This is a genomic window from Embleya sp. NBC_00896, from assembly GCF_045207785.1.
Classification (GTDB): Bacteria; Actinomycetota; Actinomycetes; order Streptomycetales; family Streptomycetaceae; genus Embleya.
In genome coordinates, this window is sequence record NZ_CP108776.1 from 7287695 (window position 1) to 7305632 (window position 17938).

General features: G+C 69.2%; 19 protein-coding genes and 3 pseudogenes. 11 read left to right on the plus strand and 11 right to left on the minus strand.

What is annotated here, in order from left to right; genetic code table 11:
• Nucleotides 1-20: 20 nt before the first annotated feature.
• On the minus strand, nt 21-254 hold the full coding sequence (locus tag OG928_RS32475; protein ID WP_406290481.1) for a hypothetical protein: 234 nt from the start codon (nt 252-254) through the stop codon (nt 21-23).
• A 125-nt stretch (nt 255-379) separates the two neighbouring features.
• Here OG928_RS32475 and OG928_RS32480 point away from each other — a divergent pair, with 125 nt between their 5' ends.
• From OG928_RS32480 to OG928_RS32495, 4 genes are all read left to right on the plus strand, one after another.
• Nucleotides 380-1363, plus strand: a complete 984-nt coding sequence (locus tag OG928_RS32480) for a hypothetical protein (protein WP_406290484.1) — start codon at nt 380-382, stop codon at nt 1361-1363.
• 222 nt (nt 1364-1585) lie between these two features.
• On the plus strand, nt 1586-2014 hold the full coding sequence (locus OG928_RS32485; RefSeq protein WP_406290486.1) for a hypothetical protein: 429 nt from the start codon (nt 1586-1588) through the stop codon (nt 2012-2014).
• Nucleotides 2015-2273: 259 nt separating this feature from the next.
• A complete protein-coding gene (locus OG928_RS32490; protein WP_406290487.1) occupies nt 2274-2492 on the plus strand; it encodes a hypothetical protein in 219 nt (72 codons plus the stop codon).
• Nucleotides 2493-3061: 569 nt separating this feature from the next.
• The gene (locus OG928_RS32495; protein ID WP_406290489.1) at nt 3062-3298 is read left to right on the plus strand and encodes a hypothetical protein; all 237 of its coding nucleotides are present in this window, start codon (nt 3062-3064) and stop codon (nt 3296-3298) included.
• A 581-nt stretch (nt 3299-3879) separates the two neighbouring features.
• Here the strand turns inward: OG928_RS32495 and OG928_RS32500 are convergent.
• From OG928_RS32500 to OG928_RS32525, 6 genes and pseudogenes are all read right to left on the minus strand, one after another.
• Nucleotides 3880-4074 carry a hypothetical protein gene (locus OG928_RS32500; protein ID WP_406290491.1) on the minus strand — a complete coding sequence of 65 codons (195 nt, stop codon included), beginning with the start codon at nt 4072-4074 and terminating at the stop codon, nt 3880-3882.
• Nucleotides 4075-4450: 376 nt separating this feature from the next.
• Complete coding sequence (locus OG928_RS32505) at nt 4451-4654, minus strand: cold-shock protein (RefSeq protein WP_406290493.1); 204 nt, start codon at nt 4652-4654, stop codon at nt 4451-4453.
• A 283-nt stretch (nt 4655-4937) separates the two neighbouring features.
• Nucleotides 4938-5549: a hypothetical protein gene (locus tag OG928_RS32510; RefSeq protein ID WP_406290495.1), complete on the minus strand. Its 612-nt coding sequence runs from the start codon at nt 5547-5549 to the stop codon at nt 4938-4940.
• An 827-nt stretch (nt 5550-6376) separates the two neighbouring features.
• Nucleotides 6377-6634, minus strand: a complete 258-nt coding sequence (locus tag OG928_RS32515; protein WP_406291343.1) for a hypothetical protein — start codon at nt 6632-6634, stop codon at nt 6377-6379.
• A gap of 57 nt (nt 6635-6691) precedes the next feature.
• Nucleotides 6692-6952 (minus strand): annotated as a pseudogene (locus tag OG928_RS32520) (transposase domain-containing protein); the annotation flags it as partial.
• The gene (locus tag OG928_RS32525; RefSeq protein ID WP_406290497.1) at nt 6855-7109 is read right to left on the minus strand and encodes a helix-turn-helix domain-containing protein; all 255 of its coding nucleotides are present in this window, start codon (nt 7107-7109) and stop codon (nt 6855-6857) included. The gene OG928_RS32525 and the pseudogene OG928_RS32520, both read right to left, overlap by 98 nt.
• 689 nt (nt 7110-7798) lie before the next feature.
• On the opposite strand from OG928_RS32525, the gene OG928_RS32530 reads away from it, so the two are divergent.
• The 3 genes from OG928_RS32530 (at nt 7799) to OG928_RS32540 (ending at nt 10527) form a co-directional block, all read left to right on the plus strand.
• The gene (locus OG928_RS32530) at nt 7799-9262 is read left to right on the plus strand and encodes a hypothetical protein (RefSeq protein ID WP_406290500.1); all 1464 of its coding nucleotides are present in this window, start codon (nt 7799-7801) and stop codon (nt 9260-9262) included.
• A gap of 74 nt (nt 9263-9336) precedes the next feature.
• The gene (locus tag OG928_RS32535) at nt 9337-9834 is read left to right on the plus strand and encodes a hypothetical protein (protein ID WP_406290503.1); all 498 of its coding nucleotides are present in this window, start codon (nt 9337-9339) and stop codon (nt 9832-9834) included.
• Nucleotides 9835-10116: 282 nt separating this feature from the next.
• Nucleotides 10117-10527 carry a VOC family protein gene (locus OG928_RS32540; RefSeq protein ID WP_406290505.1) on the plus strand — a complete coding sequence of 137 codons (411 nt, stop codon included), beginning with the start codon at nt 10117-10119 and terminating at the stop codon, nt 10525-10527.
• Between the two features lie 135 nt (nt 10528-10662).
• Here OG928_RS32540 and OG928_RS32545 read toward each other — a convergent pair.
• The 4 genes and pseudogenes from OG928_RS32545 to OG928_RS32560 form a co-directional block, all read right to left on the minus strand.
• Nucleotides 10663-11058: pseudogene (locus OG928_RS32545) on the minus strand (integrase core domain-containing protein); the annotation flags it as partial.
• Between the two features lie 125 nt (nt 11059-11183).
• On the minus strand, nt 11184-11558 hold the full coding sequence (locus OG928_RS32550; RefSeq protein WP_406290507.1) for a hypothetical protein: 375 nt from the start codon (nt 11556-11558) through the stop codon (nt 11184-11186).
• A 106-nt stretch (nt 11559-11664) separates the two neighbouring features.
• Nucleotides 11665-12399 carry a hypothetical protein gene (locus tag OG928_RS32555; protein ID WP_406290509.1) on the minus strand — a complete coding sequence of 245 codons (735 nt, stop codon included), beginning with the start codon at nt 12397-12399 and terminating at the stop codon, nt 11665-11667.
• 374 nt (nt 12400-12773) lie between these two features.
• The gene (locus OG928_RS32560; protein WP_406291322.1) at nt 12774-13370 is read right to left on the minus strand and encodes a dihydrofolate reductase family protein; all 597 of its coding nucleotides are present in this window, start codon (nt 13368-13370) and stop codon (nt 12774-12776) included.
• Nucleotides 13371-13885: 515 nt separating this feature from the next.
• Between OG928_RS32560 and OG928_RS32565 the strand changes: the two genes are divergently transcribed.
• The 4 genes and pseudogenes from OG928_RS32565 to OG928_RS32580 form a co-directional block, all read left to right on the plus strand.
• Complete coding sequence (locus OG928_RS32565; protein ID WP_406290512.1) at nt 13886-14215, plus strand: YciI family protein; 330 nt, start codon at nt 13886-13888, stop codon at nt 14213-14215.
• Nucleotides 14215-16251 (plus strand): DUF6596 domain-containing protein, encoded by a 2037-nt coding sequence (locus OG928_RS32570; RefSeq protein WP_406291323.1) that lies wholly within the window; start codon nt 14215-14217, stop codon nt 16249-16251. Before OG928_RS32565 ends, OG928_RS32570 begins: the two co-directional genes overlap by 1 nt.
• Nucleotides 16252-16430: 179 nt before the next feature.
• A complete protein-coding gene (locus tag OG928_RS32575; RefSeq protein ID WP_406290514.1) occupies nt 16431-16973 on the plus strand; it encodes a hypothetical protein in 543 nt (180 codons plus the stop codon).
• Nucleotides 16974-17441: 468 nt separating this feature from the next.
• A pseudogene (locus tag OG928_RS32580) lies at nt 17442-17924 on the plus strand (transposase); the annotation flags it as partial.
• Nucleotides 17925-17938 lie beyond the last annotated feature (14 nt).

The window sequence follows — 17938 nt, forward strand, 5'->3', positions numbered from 1 at the left end:
CGGAGCATTGTGCGAAGGACTCACCTCACAGTGACGGCCGGCGCCTGTACAGGATTGTGCACCCGGCGCTGGAGTTCCAGCACGTCCCAGTCCTCGCGCACCGCGTCGCCGACCCGGTACGCGGCGCGGTCCATCGCGGTCCGAGTCCCGCTCTCCTGGACCAGCGTCAGGTCCGGCGCCAGAGTGGCCGCCGAGCGGTGCCTGCTTCGGTAGCCGATCCGTTCCGGCCCGAGGCATCGAAGGCCCGCCCACACGAGCGTTCGTCGGACGTGTTCGGCGGGAGCGCGGGGAGCGAACCCCGGCGGCTCGTCCGGGGATGTCGGCGCCTGGTGGTAGGCAGAGGCCTTTCGGCCGGCGACATCCGCCAGAGGGGACCGTGATGTCCGAGGATTTCGTGTTCGATTTCGAGCGGGTGCGTGTCCACGGATTCGGGCTGTACGAGGGGACTGCGCTCGATGTGCGTGCGGTGATCGCGGGGATCCCGCGGGACGTCAGGGACGGGTTCCGTTACGAGGAGGTGCCCTGGCACCGGTTCTCCCATGCGTACGGCTCGGGTGAGAACGTCCCCGAATACCTGGAGCGGATGCGTTCCGCCGACGCCGCCACGGCGGACAATGCGCTGTCCTCGCTGTGGAACTCCGTCTGTCACCAGGGCACGAGGTGTTCGGTGGCCCCGTTGACGGTGCCGTTCCTGTTGCGGATCGCCGCGGACCGGGCCACGCACGACCGGGTGAACACGCTCTTCCTGGTCGCCGTGGCGGCGCGCCGCAACTACTCGGACGACGGGTCGCGCACCGGTCTGTTGCGGGTCGCCGACGCCGACGAGGACGTGAGATGCGACATGAGCGGCCATCCGCAGACCTGGTCGGTGCGGGCGGCGCGTGACGCGATCGCCGCGGACGCGCACATCCCGATCGCCCTGCTCGACGACCCCGACCCGGAGGTGCGGGAGGCGGCGGCGTACGTCCTGGCGGCGTCGTCGGGCCGGGCGTGGGAGATCTCCGCCGCCCTGCACGAGCGGTTCCGTATCGAGGAGGTTCCCCGTCTGCGGGCCGGCCTGATTCTGGCGATCGCGCAACTGGCGAGGGAACACCGGCACCGCCGGATTCACCCGCGCGTGCTGGTCGGATCCCGCACGCCCACCGGAGGTCAGGGTCGGCGCCGCGCTGGGATGGCTGTGCCTGGTCGACGACCCCGCACCCGACGACCTGCGCGCCGTTCTCGACGAGACCGTCACGCACGAACTCGGCCTCCTGACGGCCGAGGTGCCCTGGATACGGCAGGTCGATTACGACGGCGCCGGACTGACACACACCCTGAACCGGATGTTCGACCCGGGCGCCCACCAACCCCCCACGTGTGACGATCCCTGGGCGGACCCCGAGGGGTTCGGCGACGACCCGCCCTTCTGAGACCGCGCCGGCAGACGAGCACGCCGACGTTTGCCCTACACGGCGATCGAGTCGCATCTCCCAAGCGGCGGTCGAGTCGTCGCGGGGCCCCGGGCGGTCAAGCCTCCCCAGCCATCGGACGGCTCACTCACGACAGCCATACCCAGAGCCCCTGGGCCCCGCCGATCCTACGAATGACCGATTCGAATCCACGACCGAGTAAGGGCACGGCATGGGCTTTTGGGGAGAGTACGTGGTGGCCCGCAGCGGCAAGCCGCTGCGGGACCTGGAACCAGGGCTGGTCGGCCCGGGGCGGCCTGTTCGGGACCTGGTTCACACCCGAACTCGCGGCCGACTACGAGGTCCCGAGCAGCATCTGCTATGAGGACGAGACGGGGATGCCGAGCACGGCCTACCAGGCCGCGTGGGACTCGGCGCACGACCGTATCGTCGGCGAGATGCCGCAGCGGGCCCGCGATGCCTGCGCCTGGGCGGAGGCATCGGGTTGGCGCCCGGAGCCCCCGAAGGTGCTGGAGATCCTGCTCGCCGACCGCATCGAGTCCGCCGAGCACCACTTCTTCGAGCTGCTGCGCGCGATGGGCCTGCAGACAGCCGACGCCTGAGCGTCCACACCCGTGAGCACCTCGCGCGAACCCGGCGACACAGCCACCGACCTCACCGTCCGGCAGGTTCCCGCCTCGTCCGGCGCGTCATCGACCGCCTCCGACCACGCAGAGACCACCGCAGCCTCTGACGCCATCGCGTATTGAAGCGCCGTGAGTTGTGTGGCATCCCGCGCCGACTCCGGTCGCGCTCGTCGCTTTGGATGGCACGCTCGGGAAATTCATTCGACCGGTGCGGGAGTCTGGGGAGGTGATGCTGATGGGTGAGCGTGTGACGGCCCCGAGGATGTTGCTGTTGAACGAGGTGGACTTCGAGCCCGGGTGCTCGGTGTTCGAGCTGGAGCGGCCGCTGTTCCTGCGCGCCGGGGACCGGCTGTGGGCCGAGGACGACACGGTCGTGGTCGAGCGTGCGTCGGGTGACCGCGAACGTCCTGCCGGCGGCATGGCGTGTGTGTGCCGCCGTTGGCGGCTTCTTTAGCCGCTTGGGAATTGCTCGGCACTGTCGACGGCGGTCGGGGCAGCCGGCAGGAGCCATGCCGAAGGACGGTTCGCGAGAAGCACCTGCGTACGAGGAGTGCCGAGTTCGCCCTGTTGACCCCTAACCGCTACGGTGGCAGCCCATTTTCAAGATCAACTGCATCAAACGGGAGCGGACACTTCATGTCGCAGCCCACGAATGGCTCGCGTCTCCGGGCCGCCACGCCAGTGTCCGAGCGCTCGCGGCTGTCCCGCCGGACGGCCACCGCGGCCGCCGGAGTCGTGCTTGCGCTGGCCTTGACGTCCGCGTGCAGCTCTGGGGACGGGGGCTCGGACGAGCAGGGGGCGTCGCCGTCCGGTGGCGCCGGCGCAGACGGCGCAGCGGGCAAGGCCCCGAAGTTCACGGGGGCTGCGATACCGGGGCTCGCCGACCGCCCAGCGTGGAGCGTGGCCGGGGACCGGGCGCACACGCTGGCCTGGACGGCCGGCGGCCGTGGACCGACCGTATTCACCGCCCACGACCCGGCCGGCGGCCGTCTGATCTCTCAGGGGCCCACCACCGCACCGGGCGTGGGCGTCGCCGAGAAGTCCAAGGCGGGCGTGGCGCTGTCCGTGGACGGCACCACCGCTGTGGTGGCGCTGACGAAGGGCGCCGTCGCCTGGGACACCGGCACCGGCGCGAAACTGTGGGAACAAGCCAAGGACGAGCGCCAGTTGCGGCCGGTGGCCATCTCACCGCAAGGCGTGCTGTACGCCTTGCTCGAGGGCAGCGGTATCGCAGCGCTCGACGTGCGCAGCACCGCCTGATCGCCGAGGACGTGGTCGGGGTTCCCTCGTTCGGCGACAACGTCGGCGTGGTGCGGGCGGGTGAGCACGGCGACTACTTCGTCTTCCCCGCCGTCCCGCCGAAATAGCGGACGGCGCCGGCACGCGGACCCGGCCACGATTTCAACGCCGTCCCCGGCGAACGCCGCGGGGCCGACCTCACGTCCTGGACGGCCCGCGCCCTCGACCATGGACCGCCGCCGGTCCAAGGCTTCGCCGCGTTCGTCCTGAACGACCGGGACGCCCTCGTCAACGGCCGGATCCCGCAACGAAGTTCCAGCGCTGCCGAAGACCAGGTCACGCGCATTGACCCGACCAAAGGCAGACGTATGGGCGAGCATTGCTCAAACTGGCGGGACCTGGTCGGTGAGATCTCGTCGTACGCCGGTCGATACGCCACCCCGGTACTCCCTTCACCTCGCGTCCGCATTCCGCGTTCGGGCACGCGGTCGGGCCGGTGCCGGTGCGCCACGGGCGGCGCGCACGGTGGTGCCGGTGGTCCTGCGGCGCGCCGACCCGGTAACGGCGCGCCGGAGTTGGTTCCGTGCTTTCGTCGTCGGGGGTCACCGATCGCCTTCGCGCTCGTTGACGAGGAGGGCCGGGGCGGCGGCCTTGAGGGCGTGGCGGTCGGAGGGGCTCTCGGCGCGGGCGTGGATGAGTTCCCAGATGGCGTCCAGGCGCCGGGGGCGCAGGTCGGCGAGCCGTTCGGCGTTGTCGACCGCGGCCTTGCAGCCGGCGTCCAGACGCTCGAACCTCACTTGACGATCGAGCAGCGGGGCGAGGTGCTCGGGGAGGGACGTAGTTCGAGCGTACGACCACGACGACCACGATCCGGGGCGCGGCACACCGCCACCCCGCGCCGCACCGGGGCCGTCATGCGGCGTCGGACGGGTGGAGTGGTGGGTCGTTGCCTCGGCTCGGGTGTCCGTGCCCTCGGTTCGGTGAGGGTGATCGCCTCTTGTCGATGCCCGCGCGGCCGCAACGGGGTGGACACCCCGTTGCGCCGGGATCGAGACCGTGCCGGCGGTCCCGGGCTCCCGGGCGACGATGCGGGCGAACCCGGCGTCGTCACCCGGCCCGAGCGAGCGACCGGTCAGCGGGGCGCCGGCGCGGTGCCCCGGTCCCCGACCGGGGCTACACCTTGACGACGTTTTCCGCCTGGGGACCCTTGGGGCCCTGGGTGACGTCGTACTCGACCGGGTCGTTCTCGTACAGCTCCTTGAAGCCGGTGCTCTGGATGGCGGAGAAGTGGACGAACACGTCCGGGCCGCCTTCGTCCTGCGCGATGAAGCCGAAGCCCTTCTCCGCGTTGAACCACTTCACTTTGCCTGTTGCCATGCTGCTCTCCTTCGGAGGTACGGGGCGCCATCGGTGCAGCTACGGTACCGCCCATGAACAGCACACATGACGGAAGGTAGGGAATCGGACACCTACCGCGACGGGGGCTCGGGTAGTGACTTCAGCGGACAGTCGGCCGGTGGCGCTGTGATCGTTGCCGGTCAGGGCAACCTCACGATTCGCAGCCGGCCTCGCGTCGCCGAGCCTGCCGGCTCGTTTCCACCGACGACCCCCACCAAGCACCGGGCACGCGTATCCGGCCCGGCCGGCCCCGGACGCCCGATCACGAATGCTCGACCTTGATCCGATCCAAGTATTCGATTCCGCGTCGCGCCTGCAGTTTCACCCGCGAGTCCTCATGATCCTCCAGCGACAACAGAGTGCTTCTTGTCATTTCTCCCATGGCGAAGGGAAGCAACTGGACAACAGAACTGAGCAGGCCGATCTTCTTTTCTTCCCGAAGACGCCTCGACAATGCCTCGCTCAGCAGTTCGCCTGCTCCCACCGGCAGCTTTCTCCCCATGAAGAAGAGTGCCGCCAGCGCTTCCAAAGAATAATTCCTGACATCCATATCCTCATCATCAAGACAAGAAATCAAACCGAAAGCGGCGCCAGAAATGATTCGCTGACAACAGATTCGGCACAAGATATCCCTGGCAAATGAACCCGTAGCCACATCAAAAGCTTTGACCACCGCCGAAGCAGGTACGACAGCGGCGAGATCATCGAGTCCGCCCCAGTCGAAGTTTTCCTCATCGGAGATCGTCTCCACGAAGTCGTCCAGCATGATCGACTTATCGATGGGGGTTTTACTGGACAAAATCATGGCCTTTCGGAGAAGCGAATTCAGAATGCCGATCGCGTCGGTGACGACCTGGCGCGCCGGTGATTCCACGGTCGTCCTGGGATCACCGGCGCACCATGGTCCAATGCCGTTTAGCCAAGCGGCCGGGGCTAGCAGGCGGATCGTTGGTGGCGAGTCATGCGTGATGTTTCTGTCGGCTTCTCATTTTACTCGGTACGAGTTATGTCTTGGTCTCTTCAGCGCGCGTGGGCAGGAGCGTTGTCGTCGTTCCGGGTTCGGCCGCTCGATGATTTCTTCGATCGCCTCAGCGATCTTCCCCGCGAGCCGCTGAGGGGAAAAAGCCGCCTGGTTCGAGACCTGACGGCGGACCATACGGAGGGAGCGGATGAACGAGATCCGGTCGGGATCGAGATCGGCTTGGTCGGCCGCCTCTCGCATGAGGTGGCGGATTGCGTAGTGAGTGAGCAACAGCCCCCCATACCTCTTGTTTGACGAGATCCGGTTTTCTCGATCTGAGAATCACTGCCGACCCGCGCTGATGAGTTTTTGGTTCGCCCACCACCAGCTCGACCTCCCACCGTTCGTGATACGCGGTGGCCAGATCGACAGCATTTAGATCACTGGGATCGATGACATTGGTGACGAGAGCGATCAACTCGTCACCATCCCCCCTGTCCGGAACCTCGTACTCGACGACACGTGCGTAGAACCCTGCCAAATCGGTGATCCCGATCTGCCCGGAACGGAGCTTGACCGACATCTTTCGTTTCTCATCGGAAGCAGCGACGTAGGACAGGTACGAGCCGTCGGGTAGCCATTCTATGATCGGCAAGTGGACGTTTGCACCAACACGAAACTACGCGTCGGCTCCGGTATCGAGAACCATGCGAAGGTGCTGGTAGCTGTACAGGCCGGCGTCAACCATCACGAGCATTCCGGGCGAGCGCCCCCGAGGAAAGAATTCGACCGGCCAGCGTCTCCTCGCCCTCGCCCTTGCATCCGATTTCCGCAGCAACTACGGCATGCGTTCCACACTCGGCCAGGCCGGCGAGTCGTACGTAGGGGAACGTGCAGCGTTCCTTCTTGCCCGCATAGCCAAAGTAGGTGGCGTTCTCCCGGCTGTCAGGGGCTTCCATGCCGAACCCGTCCAGAGACATCAACCTGCGCCCGCCCATCCACGCGCCTTGCGTTGAGCGCATTGCGCACGGAACCGCTACACGCTCATATAAATCGCGCATAACTTCCGAACCCAACCGTTGTCGTGCCAGACACAACGCGCCCGGGGTCGGCATACTCCATGCGCGTCGCCACGTACCCATATAGCGCAAGCCATCAACGAGCCTACGCATGACCTCTTCGTAGCCAGCCGGCCCTGTCCGAAAAACGCGAGGCCCCTCAGATCCGCCGTTTGCGGCCGCCCCCGGGTCGGTCGCCGAGCCGGTCCAGGCCCTGTTCGTTGAACCGGTGCAGCCACCGCCGCACGGTCTTCGCATCGCACCCCGCCCGAGCGGTCACCTGCGGCACGCGCAGGCCTTCCCAACTCGGCGTGACGATCCTCGCCCGCAGGATCCAGTCGCCCGGTGCGTGACGCGCCCCGGCCAACCGCCGGATCCTCTTCTTCTCGTCCCCATCCACGGGTTGACGGGCCATCAGAAACTTCGGCACCACACTCGCCCCCGAACAGCCGAAACGCCACTGTTTGACCACTACTTACCCACCCAAAGCGGAACTTGGCAGTAGTACTCCACATCGGGTCGGACGGCAGTGGTGGGCTCGGTGAACGGCCCGTCGGTCGCGGTGACTTCGCCGCCCGAGGAGAGCAGGCGGACGCCGGCCGACGTGACAGGGACCCCGGCATTCCCTGTCACATCGGCGGATCGACGTACGAGCGCGCACCGAACCACCGGCCCTCCGAAGGAGTCCCCATATCCGCCATGTCCATGCCCGACGCCCCGGCATCGGCGTGCATCGGGCCACTCCGGAGAGGACACCGACGGCGGGTTCGCCCCCGGCGGCTGGTCCCAACCGTTCTGCGACCCCGAGGTGATCGGCGGCGTGGCCGGCCCAAGCCGGCAACCCGAACCGGCCGCCCAGGGCGCTAGGGCCCTGTCCGGTGGATCTTGGCCGGGCCTGGGCCAACACCTCGGCAGGCGTACCGGCTCGAAGCGGCCGCCTCGACGGGCTGCATCCGCCGCTACGACCGCACCTTCCCGCGGCCCGTGCCGGGCGATCCCCGGTCGTGACGGATGCCCGCGCCGCGAGGACGGCACGTCTTGCGGATAGCGCGCTCCCGGCGCGATGCAGATCATTGGAACTCTACGTCCGGAGGACCGGAACAGATGACGGAGAGAATGGCCTTGGCGGGATACCAGTTCGTGGCGAGTGTCGACCCCGCCGACGAGGTCGATTCGATACCCGGCCAGGAGTCCACGGAGTCCACGGAGTTCGCCGTGGTCGGCGGTGGTTGGGTCGATCCGGGCTTCTCGGTCCTCCCGCCCGACCCGTTCGACACCGCGCATGTGCCGGGCGTCGTCCTTCAGGGCGCCTTCGCGCAGGGCCGACGCAACGTGCTGCAGTCCTTCGCGTTCGACAACCGCGCACAGCAGATCTATGTGATGCAGGTTCTGCCCAATAATGTGCGGCTCAGCGGCGAATCGGGACCTGTTCCTTACGCGCACCGACGGGCCGGCGGGGACCTGCTGTGTTCGCGGATGGACCTCAACGGCCGGGTGCTGGACTTCATGTACCTGCGCCGCTTCGGGCACGGCACGTCCTTCGGCGTGGTTCCGAAGGCCGGCGGCGGCGTCGACCTGTGGCTCGAAGGCGTCCCCCGAGGGGGCGACCCCACGACGAGCCCGGCCAGGCCCCCGGAGGCCACAGCCGTCGCCACCACGCCGTACGAACCGTGGAGCAGTACCACCAACAAGGCCGTCGACGGTGACGACGCCTCGCGTGTGCGCCTCTTCCACCCGCTGCCCGGCAAGACCTTCGTGGCACCGAGCATCGATCCGACCACGAACCGCATCTGCCTCGCGACACGCGTAGGTCCCGCGCACTCCGACAGGCTGTACACCTACTACCTCTACGACCTGGACAAGGCGCGCACCGGCACGTGGACGCCGGTGGCCCGCGCGTCGTTCCGGCACGCGTACCCGCAAGGTCTGCTGTCCCTCGGGCGCTACATCTACCACTGGACCGGCAGTCCCACCGCGGACAACGCCTATCTGACGACGGCGAGTTGGGACACCGGCGAGATAGTCCAGCGCACGTTCTTCCCACGCGTTCCGGCCGACGATCAGATCCGCGAGGCCGAGGGCCTCGCCGCGTGGCTTCCGGGCGGTGACACGGCGCGGGGCGTGCGGCTGTGCTTCGGGTTCGGCACGGGGCGTACCGGCGCCGATCGTGCGATCACCGTGAAGTATGTGCCCGACCCGACCGGCACCAGCCTGGAGGCCCGCGTCCTCGTCGACTGGCAGGTCGTCTCGCCCGCCGCCGGGGTCGACACCCGCGCTCAGCCGCTCCGGGCCCGGCTGATCAGCCTCGCGGGAAACCGGTACCTGCACATGTCCGGTACCGTCACGCTCGCGGAAGAGAGCGTCGGACTCCGCCACATCGGCACGCTGCCCGCCGAGCTGCGACCCAGCCGCCTGATCGTGACCAACTGCCCGCGCAACCACCGCAGCGGGCACAGCGTGTGCCGTGTCGAACTGCGTCCCGACGGGGGTGTGTACGCGGACGGCGCAACCCGCGAACGCCCCATCTCCTGGGTGCAGTTCGACAACGTCTCCACCGCCTGGGCCTGACCGGCCGATCCCGCACTCCCCGACGTCCGTTCCCCTGTCCCCCTGTCCCGCCCCGAGCCCACGGAGTCCCCGCGATGTCGTCGTCGAAGCATGCCGCCCCCACCCCCGCACCGGGGCGCAGCCGCCGCGCCCTGCTGACCGCGGCGCTCGCTGTCCCGGCCACGGCGGCGGTCACCGCCGTCGGCATGTCGCTCGCCGAGCCCGCCGAAGCCGCGAGCGGCGGCATCGAGGTGCGCCGGGGATGGACCACGATCAAGCTCGCCCCGGGTGTGACCGTGCTCGACCGCAACGTGCCGCAGGCCCGGCTGCTCGACATCGCCGGGAGCACGTTCCTGCAACTGCGCGGCACCGTCGGATGCACCTTCAGGCAGGACCAGAAACTCGGCGACGTCAACCCCGCACTGCGACCGTCGGCAGCCGTGCGCGGTGTGGCCCCGCGCAACAACCACTCGGGTGTCAACGCGTGCCGCGTCGACGTCACCGAGACGGGCCTCGTGGTCGTCTACGGCGGCACGAACGACAGCCCCGTCACCTGGATTCAACTCGACGACTTCTCCGCCATGTGGCGCTGACCGCCGCGGCCGCGAGCCTCCCAGAGTGGGGCTCGCGGTGCGGCGTACACCCCGCCCGACCACTGGGCACCCACTGGACACCAGGGCCAGGGCAGTGAGACACGGTGCCGTGCCCCCGATGTCTCGACAACACGATGGTCGGTGCCGGCCCTGCGCGCGCTCCAGCAGGGCGCCTCCGGCGTTGAGTACGGCCCAACGACCGTACGTCGATGGCGCCTTGTCGAGGCCCGGGCGCCAGACCATATGAGGCATCACCCCAGCATCCTCCCGAAGGGAAGTTCCATGGTCATTACGGTTCGCGTCAAAGCGTTCGACCACCTGGTCCTCAACGTCGCCGATGTCGAACGGTCCCTGGACTTCTACACCAACCTGCTCGGCCTGGAGCCGATGCGCGTAGCGGAGTGGCGGGCCGGCAAGATCCCCTTCCCGTCGGTGCGGATCACCCCGGAGACCATCATCGATCTGGTCGCCGGCCCGCGCGGCGAGTCCAACGTCGACCACCTCTGCCTCACCGTGCATCCGATCGACTGGGACGAGGTCATCAAGTCGGGCACCTTCACAGTCCTTGAGGGCCCTGTCCAGCGCTTCGGTGCCCGCGGCACCGCCACCTCCATCTACATCCAGGACCCGGACACCAACACCCTTGAACTCCGCTGGTATCCCCAGGACGCGGGCCCCAGCGACACCCACTGACCGATAGCGAGAGAAATTACCGAGAATGGCCAAGCTGCAGAGTCTCGACCCGCACGCGCCGATGTTCGCGCAGGTCAAGGAGAAGGTAGGTGAGATCGTCCGAAGCTCGGCTTCGTAGATGGTGGGGCTGAGTTGGCCGATGTGGGAGTGGCGGCGTCGGGTGTTGTAGCGGTTGGCCCAGCGGAAGCTACCGAGTCGGGCCTGTCGGGCGGTGGGCCAGTGTTTGGGGCCTTGGAGCGTCTCGCGTTTGAAGGGCGCGTTGAACGCCTCGGCGGCCGCGTTGTCGGCGGAGCTGCCTACCGCGCTCATCGAGTGGGTCGCGCCTGCCTCGTGGCAGGCGTCGGCGAACGCCCGAGAGGTGTATTTGCTTGGGAGCCGTGGTCGCTGTGGAAGATCGCGCCGCGAACACAGGTCGACGACGGTCGCGAGGTGGAGAGGCTTGCCGCCGGCGACGGGCAGGTGAGTGATGTCGCCGACGTATGTGTGGTTCGGTGTGTCGGCGGCGAAGTCGCGGTGGACGGGGTCGCCCACCGTCGCGGCCGCGGGGTCGGCGATCGTGGTGCCGGTTCGTCGTGCGATGCGTCGGTCGCGCTGTCAGATTCCCCAGAAGACGAAGATCCCCGCCAAGGTTGGACAGACCAGCGCTGCGGGATCGGTCAGCAACCGTGCTGTCGTCTCCCGGTCCGCGGCCGCTCGCCTGCCGGGTGACTCAAGCCAGAGGTAGGCGAGAAACCCGAAGCCCGTGACGAGCGACAACCGACCGGGTCTGCGGCCCGCTCTTTCGGCGAGTACCCGGCCTCGCGCCAGGTCGTGTCGGTTGCCCGCCAGCGGACGTAGACGTGCTGGAGGTCGTCCACGTCGTAGTCGACCGACGTTATGGTCCCGTTGGAGACGCCTGCGAGGAATTCCTCGGAGGTGGCCTCGCGCGGGTGCCTGGCCCAGACAGCCAGCGCCATCGACGTCACGAGCACGCCGGCCGCGAGTACGTGCAGCACGTTCTCGAGACGCAGCCGCGACACGGGCTTTGTCATCACAGGTGGCTCCGCGCTTGCGTCGAGTGGGTGGTCCACCGGGAGACCACGGATCGGTCGGCCGGTGTCGGCGGGTGGCCTCCTCGTCGGGCGGCCGAGGCCCGGGTCAAGACTTCGCCGCGACGAAGTCGATGGTCGGCTCGGTCGGGGCCGAGACGGAGACGGGCTCGTCGAAGCCGTGGTATGTGGCGTCGACCCGCATGGTCGGGTCGGCTGCGATGACGCGGGTCGGATACGGCTTGCCGGTCGGGGCGAAGTACGTGCGGAGGAAGGGCTGCTTCGCGTTCGCGGCACTCCACTCGAGGCACCTTCCGGCGCCGGGGCCCGTGTCGGGGGTGGCATCGGGTCCGAACCGGCACGGTGACGACGTCTTGACCAGGCTCAGCACGCGGCGGGAATCGGCTATGTCCACGAGCATGTTGATCGGTTCGGCGTCGTCGCCCGGCACACGGACCCACGGGTGTCGGTCGGCGGCCGGGAGCATCGAGGGGTCCGCGCCGACGCGGCGCCAGAAGCCCTGGTCGGCTTTGACGTACAGCGTGCCGCCCTGCCGGACGAATTCGGCGTGACCACCGCCCACATAGTCGAGCGTGCCGGCGGCGTCCTTGCCGTTGAACCGTGCCTTGACGTCCATCCCGTTCTCGCCGCCCGCGTGTGCTTCCACGTGGAACGACGTGGTCCTGGCCATCAGTTGCGGAGCCGACTGCAGGCTGTCGTCGGCCGCCGACAAAGCCGAGCCCGTCGAAGACGAAGCCGAGTCCGTGGAACTGCAGGCGATTGCGGCCGCTCCGAGGGCGAGCATGAGAGCGGTCATGGCGACGGCGCGAAGGGCGCGGGGCATGGAGGTCTCCTGGCAGCTTGCGGTTCCGACGGACCTGGGCCGCGCGGAACGACGAGCCCGGCGAAGCAGGAGGATTGGACGACGACAGGCGGCTGTTCCCGCTGCTCGGTGAGACGACGTTCCGAGCGACGGGGGCAGCGTCCTTCTGACGAATTCGGTGATCATATGGGAGCGTGCACGGTTGGGATAGGTGTGGGGTATATGGGTTTTGGTCGCTGTGTCGGCGCGGCCGGGTGTTGTGTCCGGCCGCGCCGTTTTGGGTGTCGTGTCGCCGGTGGCCGTGTGGCCGGGTGGCCGGGTGGCCGGGTGGCCGTGTGGCCGTGTGGCCGGGTGGCCGTGTGGCCGGGTGGCCGGTGGTTGGTCTCGGGTGGGGTCTAGGTCGCGGTTGCGGGTCGGTAGGTGGCTACGTGGACGCCGGTGGCGCTGGTGACGGTCGAGACGAGTTCGAGGGTGTGCTTTGCGCCGTCGGTGGGGTAGATGGTCTTTCCGCCGCCGAGGAGTACGGGGATGATCATCAGTCGTAGTTCGTCGACGAGTCCTTGGGTCAGGAGGGTGCGGGCGAGTGTCAGGCTGCCCATCACGACGAGGTCGCGGCCGTCGGTGTCGCGGAGCTTGCGGATGTGGTCGAGGGCGTGGTCGCCGGGGATGAGGGTGGTGTTGTTCCAGGTGAGGTCGTCTTCGCCGAGTGTGTTGGAGACGACGTGTTTGGCGACGGAGTTCATGTGGTCGGCGAAGGGGTCGCCGGCGCGTCCGGGCCAGGCTGCGGCCATGACCTGCCAGGTGTGGCGTCCGAAGAGCAGGGCGTCGGTGTCGGCGGCCCATTCGGCGAGGGCGCCGCCCATGACCTGCGGGTCGAAGAACGGGTGGGTCCAGCCGCCGTGGGCGAACCCGCCGTGGGTGTCCTCGTCGGGGCCGCCCGGGGCCTGCATGACTCCGTCGAGGCTGGTGAACTCGCCTACTACGATGCGCATCGAACTGTCTCTTTTCCTGGTTCGGTCGATCACTTGTCGTGGAGATCGTCGGTTGTCGTGGAGATCGTCGGGTGGCTCGGGGCTCGTCGGTCGGATGCCGGCGATGACGAAGTTGGTGATCGGCAGCCGGCCGAGCGAGCGGGTGGCCGATGGGCTCGGTGCGTGTCGGGTGGGTTCGAAGCCCTCGCGGGTGAGTGCCCGGGCGACCGACACGGCCACCCACAGCGGACCGGCGACGACCGCGCAGGCCGACAGCGCACGGGTGCCCACCGCGCTGCTCGGGGCGGCGACCCGGTTCCGGTCGGCGGCGACCGTGCTGCGCGGAGGGCGGGTGGTCGTGGTCACGGCGGGTTCCTTCGAGGGGCGGGCGGGCCCGGGCGTTCTTCCCTGGGGCTCGCACCTTCGTCGCTCCGCTGATATGACGGGGAAACCCACAATTCCCCGTCGCATGGCCTGCGCGACGCGCCAGTGACCCCCGGCCACCTGGCCCGCCGAAACGAAACCGGAGAAACACCATGCGCTATCTGATGATGTCCAAGGCGTCGGAGAACGCGAAGGCGCCCGACGAGAAGCTGTTCGCCGAAATGGGTGCCTTCATCGAGGAGCTGAGCGCCGCCGGCGTGATGCTGGCCACCGGCGGCCTTGCGCCGGGCGGCGTGCGGCTGGTCTCCGAGGGCGGCGAAGTCACCGTCACAGATGGCCCGTTCGCCGAGTCCAAGGAGGCAGTCGTCGGGTTCGCCCTGGTGGAGGTCCGGTCCCAGGAGGAGGCGGTCGAGCTGGCCCGCCGCTTCCGGAGGATCGTCGGTGACGGCGAGAGCGTGATCCAGGAGGTCTTCGGTCCGTGATGGACGCCTACCGCACGGTCGACGCGATCTGGAAGATGGAGTCGGCCCGCATCATTGCCGCGCTCACCCGCATCGTGCGCGACGTCGGGGTGGCCGAGGAGCTGGCGCAGGACGCGCTGGTCGCGGCGCTGGAACAGTGGCCGGATTCGGGCGTCCCGGATAATCCGGGCGCCTGGCTCACCACCGTCGCCAAGCGCCGCGCCGTCGACCACATCCGCCGCGACCGGCGGTCGGCGGAACACGACGAACTGCTCGCCCGCGACCTGGCCGAACAGCGCCGGCTCGACGACGGCTTCGGCGGCCCCGAGTACGACCTCGGGGCCGCCGAGCCCGGCTCAGAGCAGGACGACGTGTTGCGACTGATGTTCGTCTCCTGCCACTCCATCCTGCCAACCGAGGCGCGCGTCGCGCTGACCCTGCGATTGCTCGGTGGACTCACCGCATCCGAGATCGCCCGGGCGTTCCTCACCGTCGAGCCGCTGATCGCCCGCCGCATCGCGAGCGCGAAACGCACACTCGCCGAGGAGCGAGTGCCGTTCGAACTCCCGGACGGCACCGAACTGGCCGAGCGCCTGGCCTCCGTCCTGGAGGTTGTCTACCTGATCTTCAACGAGGGCTATTCGGCGACCTCCGGCGACGACCTGATCCGGCCCGGACTGTGCCTGGAGGCGCTGCGGCTGGGGCGCCTGCTCGCCGAGTTGGTGCCCGACGAGGCCGAAGTGCACGGCCTGGTGGCGCTCATGGAGATCCAGGCGTCCCGCGCGGCGGCACGCACCGGCCTCGCCGGCGAACCCGTCCCCCTGCACCGGCAGAACCGGGGACGCTGGGACCAGTTGCTCATCCGGCGCGGGTTCGCGGCGATGCTGCGGGCCCGCGCGGTCGGCACGCCCGGCCGGCCCGGTCCATATCTGCTGCAGGCCGCGATCGCCGTCTGCCACGCCCAGGCGCGCACCGCCGAGGAGACCGACTGGGGGCGGATCGTCGGACTGTACGCCGCCCTTGCCGGCCTCCTGCCCACCGCCGTGGTGCGGCTCAACCAGGCGGTCGCGGTGGGGATGGCGGACGGCCCCGCGGCCGGCCTCGCCCTCGTCGACACGCTCACCTGGGACCCCGCGCTTCGCGACTACCATCTACTCCCCGGGGTGCGCGGGGACCTGCTTCTGCGCCTGGGGCGTGGCGAGGAGGCCCGCCGCGAGTTCGAGCGCGCGGCGCTGCTGACAAAGAACGCCGCCGAACGCGCCTACCTGACGCAGCGTGCCGACGCGATCCCGACCGGGGACGCGTCCACGCAAACGTTCGGCGAGGCCATCGACGCGTTTCTGGCCCAGGACCGGCTCGCGCCGGCGACGGCCCGCTCCTACGGGCAGACGTTGTGGCGACTACGCCTCTCCCTGGGGGTGGGGATGCCGCTCACGTCGCTGACGGCCGATCAGATCGCCGGCGCCTTCCGCGTGTCGTGGGGCGGCGTGGCGGCGGCCACCTGGAACCGACACCGGTCCGCCGTCCGGGCGTTCGGGGCGTGGGCGCACACCCCGGGCCTCGACGCGGCCATCCCCCAGCGGATACTCGACCACCGCCGCGGGCCGGCGCCCACCCCGGTCCCCTCCGGAGCGGCATGGCCGGGGGATGATGTGGAAGCCTCCTTGCGGGAGCGCACGCTGTGGACGCTGTTGCGCGAGTCGGGTGCCACTGTCGCGGCCGTGCTGGCCCTCAACGTCCAGGACCTCGACCTGCCGGAGCGACGGGGCCGCCGCGCGGCCCGGCGGTCGGACCGGCGTGGCGCGTGGCTCACCTGGCGATCGGGGACGGCCGCGCTCCTGCCCGAACTCCTGGACGGCCGCACCCGCGGCCCGGTGTTCCTCGCCGACCGACGCCCGGGGCCGGCGCGGGCGGGCATCCTGGGCGCGGAGGACCTCTGCCCGAAGACCGGACGCGGCCGACTGTCCTACGAGCGCGCCGAGTTCCTGTGCAAGTCGGCGACCGGGCACTCACTGCGCCGACTGCGAGACTGGGACGGGACGGGGAACCGATCCTGAGCTTGTTCCTTGACGACCTGATGATTGTCTTTGTTGTGCGCAGCAGGTTCTTGTTTCTGTCCTCCGATGTGCACCGGGCCTCGCGCAGGCTGCTGTCTCCGACCGCGCTCTGCGCGTGGGATACGCGCCCTGGCCTGGGGCCATGTTGGACGCCTCAGCCATCGACCTCGTCGAACACGGTGGGAACCCTCACCGGAGGCGGCCTGGGCCGCGCCGAGCACCCGGGCTCCCGCCGGCACCGGCTGCGCTGGGCCGACCTCGCCCAACGCAGCGGCAATCCGATGGTCCCCGCCGGCCTCTCGCCCTGCCACCGCGGCCTCTCCTTCGCGTCCATCGAGGGCAGCCGGCCCGTCACAATCGCGCCGCCGACCGAGGGCAGTCCGGACCGCGAGACCTGGAACCGCCTGGTCGCACTGCTCCGCGTCCACAACCCGGCGGGCGCGGACACCCGCTGCCTGGCCTACTCCAACCCACTGATGCTCGGGGCCCGCGACTTCGACAACCTGCACCTACAAACCGGGCTCTTGGGCGATGCCGAGGAGTTGTACGACCATCCCGACATCGACTTCAGCCCCTCCAACCTCTGGGCCGAGGACCGCTCATGGGTCATCTGCGCCGGCCACGACCTGTGGGCCACCACAGTCGCCGGGCCCGCCCCGCTCATCGACGCCCTCCTGAACGACTCCGAGTCCGAAGCGGTACGACCGCCCCGGGCCCCCTGACCTTCGCCCGACCCGGACCATGCCCATCCCCGACAGCCTTCCGCGGTCACCCTCACTGGCGGTGACTCGATCGGGCGATCGCCGGACGTGGGGCGGCCTTCTCGTGATCCTGAATTCCGCGAGGAGATCCAAGGGTTCACGACGAAGGCCGCGATGATGAGCGTGCCGCAACGAATCGGCGAACGGGAGGAGCTCGCGGAACTGTCATGCTTCCGCACGGACTTCCACGGGTCCCCGACCGCGCGGGCGGACGCGTTCTTCGAACTCGCCGACGCGCTTCCGTGCGCGGATTGGCTGGTGCAGACACCGGTGGAGCCGTCGCTGACCGCCGAGCACCGCCGCGGCTACGGCTCCCGGTGTAGGGCGCTCAATCACGGTCACCCCGACGTCGAGCGGCTTCGTGATCTGCTGGTGCCGACCCCTGCCTCGCTTGGAGGCGCGAATCGTGTTGTTCGTGGACGTCTCGCCATGGCTGCGTTGGGACGCGGCGTGCTTGCCGGAGCGGCTGTTCTGCCACGTCCACGGCCGTTCTTGGGCGACCGCGCAGATCATCCTGGGCCGGCCGTACTCCGTCGTCGCCGCACGTTCCCGGGCAGGTCGCCGTGGACTGCGGCGCTGGACGCTGTCCGTCTCGGCCCCGAGGGCGATGCCATCGCGGTGACCGCAGGCCAGTTGTGCGATGTGGTCGAGCACCTGGTCCGCGTGGGCCAGTGGCAGGACGTCGACCGGGACGTCCTGGTCGTGGACGCCGGCTACGGCGTGATGCGTCTGGCGTGGCTGCTGCGGGACCTGCCCGTCGAACTGGCCGGACGCCTGCGATCGGAGCGGGTCCTGCGGCTGCCGAAGCCGCCACGGGTCCACGACTCGAAGGGCGGCCGACCGCCCAAACACACACCGGAGTTTCGTCTGGCCAGGCCGGAGTCCTGGCCGGAGCCGGCAGTGGTCACTGTGAACGACACGCCCCG

Excerpts from the sequence above, each read along its gene's own strand:
- OG928_RS32535 (WP_406290503.1), top strand. The coding sequence starts at position 9,337 with ATGTCGTCGTCGAAGCATGCCGCCCCCACCCCCGCACCGGGGCGCAGC.
- OG928_RS32525 (WP_406290497.1), bottom strand. The coding sequence starts at position 7,109 with ATGGCCCGTCAACCCGTGGATGGGGACGAGAAGAAGAGGATCCGGCGG.
- OG928_RS32490 (WP_406290487.1), top strand. The coding sequence starts at position 2,274 with ATGGGTGAGCGTGTGACGGCCCCGAGGATGTTGCTGTTGAACGAGGTG.
- OG928_RS32485 (WP_406290486.1), top strand. The coding sequence starts at position 1,586 with ATGACCGATTCGAATCCACGACCGAGTAAGGGCACGGCATGGGCTTTT.
- OG928_RS32515 (WP_406291343.1), bottom strand. The coding sequence starts at position 6,634 with ATGGGCGGGCGCAGGTTGATGTCTCTGGACGGGTTCGGCATGGAAGCC.
- OG928_RS32565 (WP_406290512.1), top strand. The coding sequence starts at position 13,886 with ATGCGCTATCTGATGATGTCCAAGGCGTCGGAGAACGCGAAGGCGCCC.
- OG928_RS32555 (WP_406290509.1), bottom strand. The coding sequence starts at position 12,399 with ATGCCCCGCGCCCTTCGCGCCGTCGCCATGACCGCTCTCATGCTCGCC.
- OG928_RS32540 (WP_406290505.1), top strand. The coding sequence starts at position 10,117 with ATGGTCATTACGGTTCGCGTCAAAGCGTTCGACCACCTGGTCCTCAAC.
- OG928_RS32560 (WP_406291322.1), bottom strand. The coding sequence starts at position 13,370 with ATGCGCATCGTAGTAGGCGAGTTCACCAGCCTCGACGGAGTCATGCAG.
- OG928_RS32550 (WP_406290507.1), bottom strand. The coding sequence starts at position 11,558 with ATGACAAAGCCCGTGTCGCGGCTGCGTCTCGAGAACGTGCTGCACGTA.
- OG928_RS32480 (WP_406290484.1), top strand. The coding sequence starts at position 380 with ATGTCCGAGGATTTCGTGTTCGATTTCGAGCGGGTGCGTGTCCACGGA.
- OG928_RS32570 (WP_406291323.1), top strand. The coding sequence starts at position 14,215 with ATGGACGCCTACCGCACGGTCGACGCGATCTGGAAGATGGAGTCGGCC.
- OG928_RS32530 (WP_406290500.1), top strand. The coding sequence starts at position 7,799 with ATGACGGAGAGAATGGCCTTGGCGGGATACCAGTTCGTGGCGAGTGTC.
- OG928_RS32505 (WP_406290493.1), bottom strand. The coding sequence starts at position 4,654 with ATGGCAACAGGCAAAGTGAAGTGGTTCAACGCGGAGAAGGGCTTCGGC.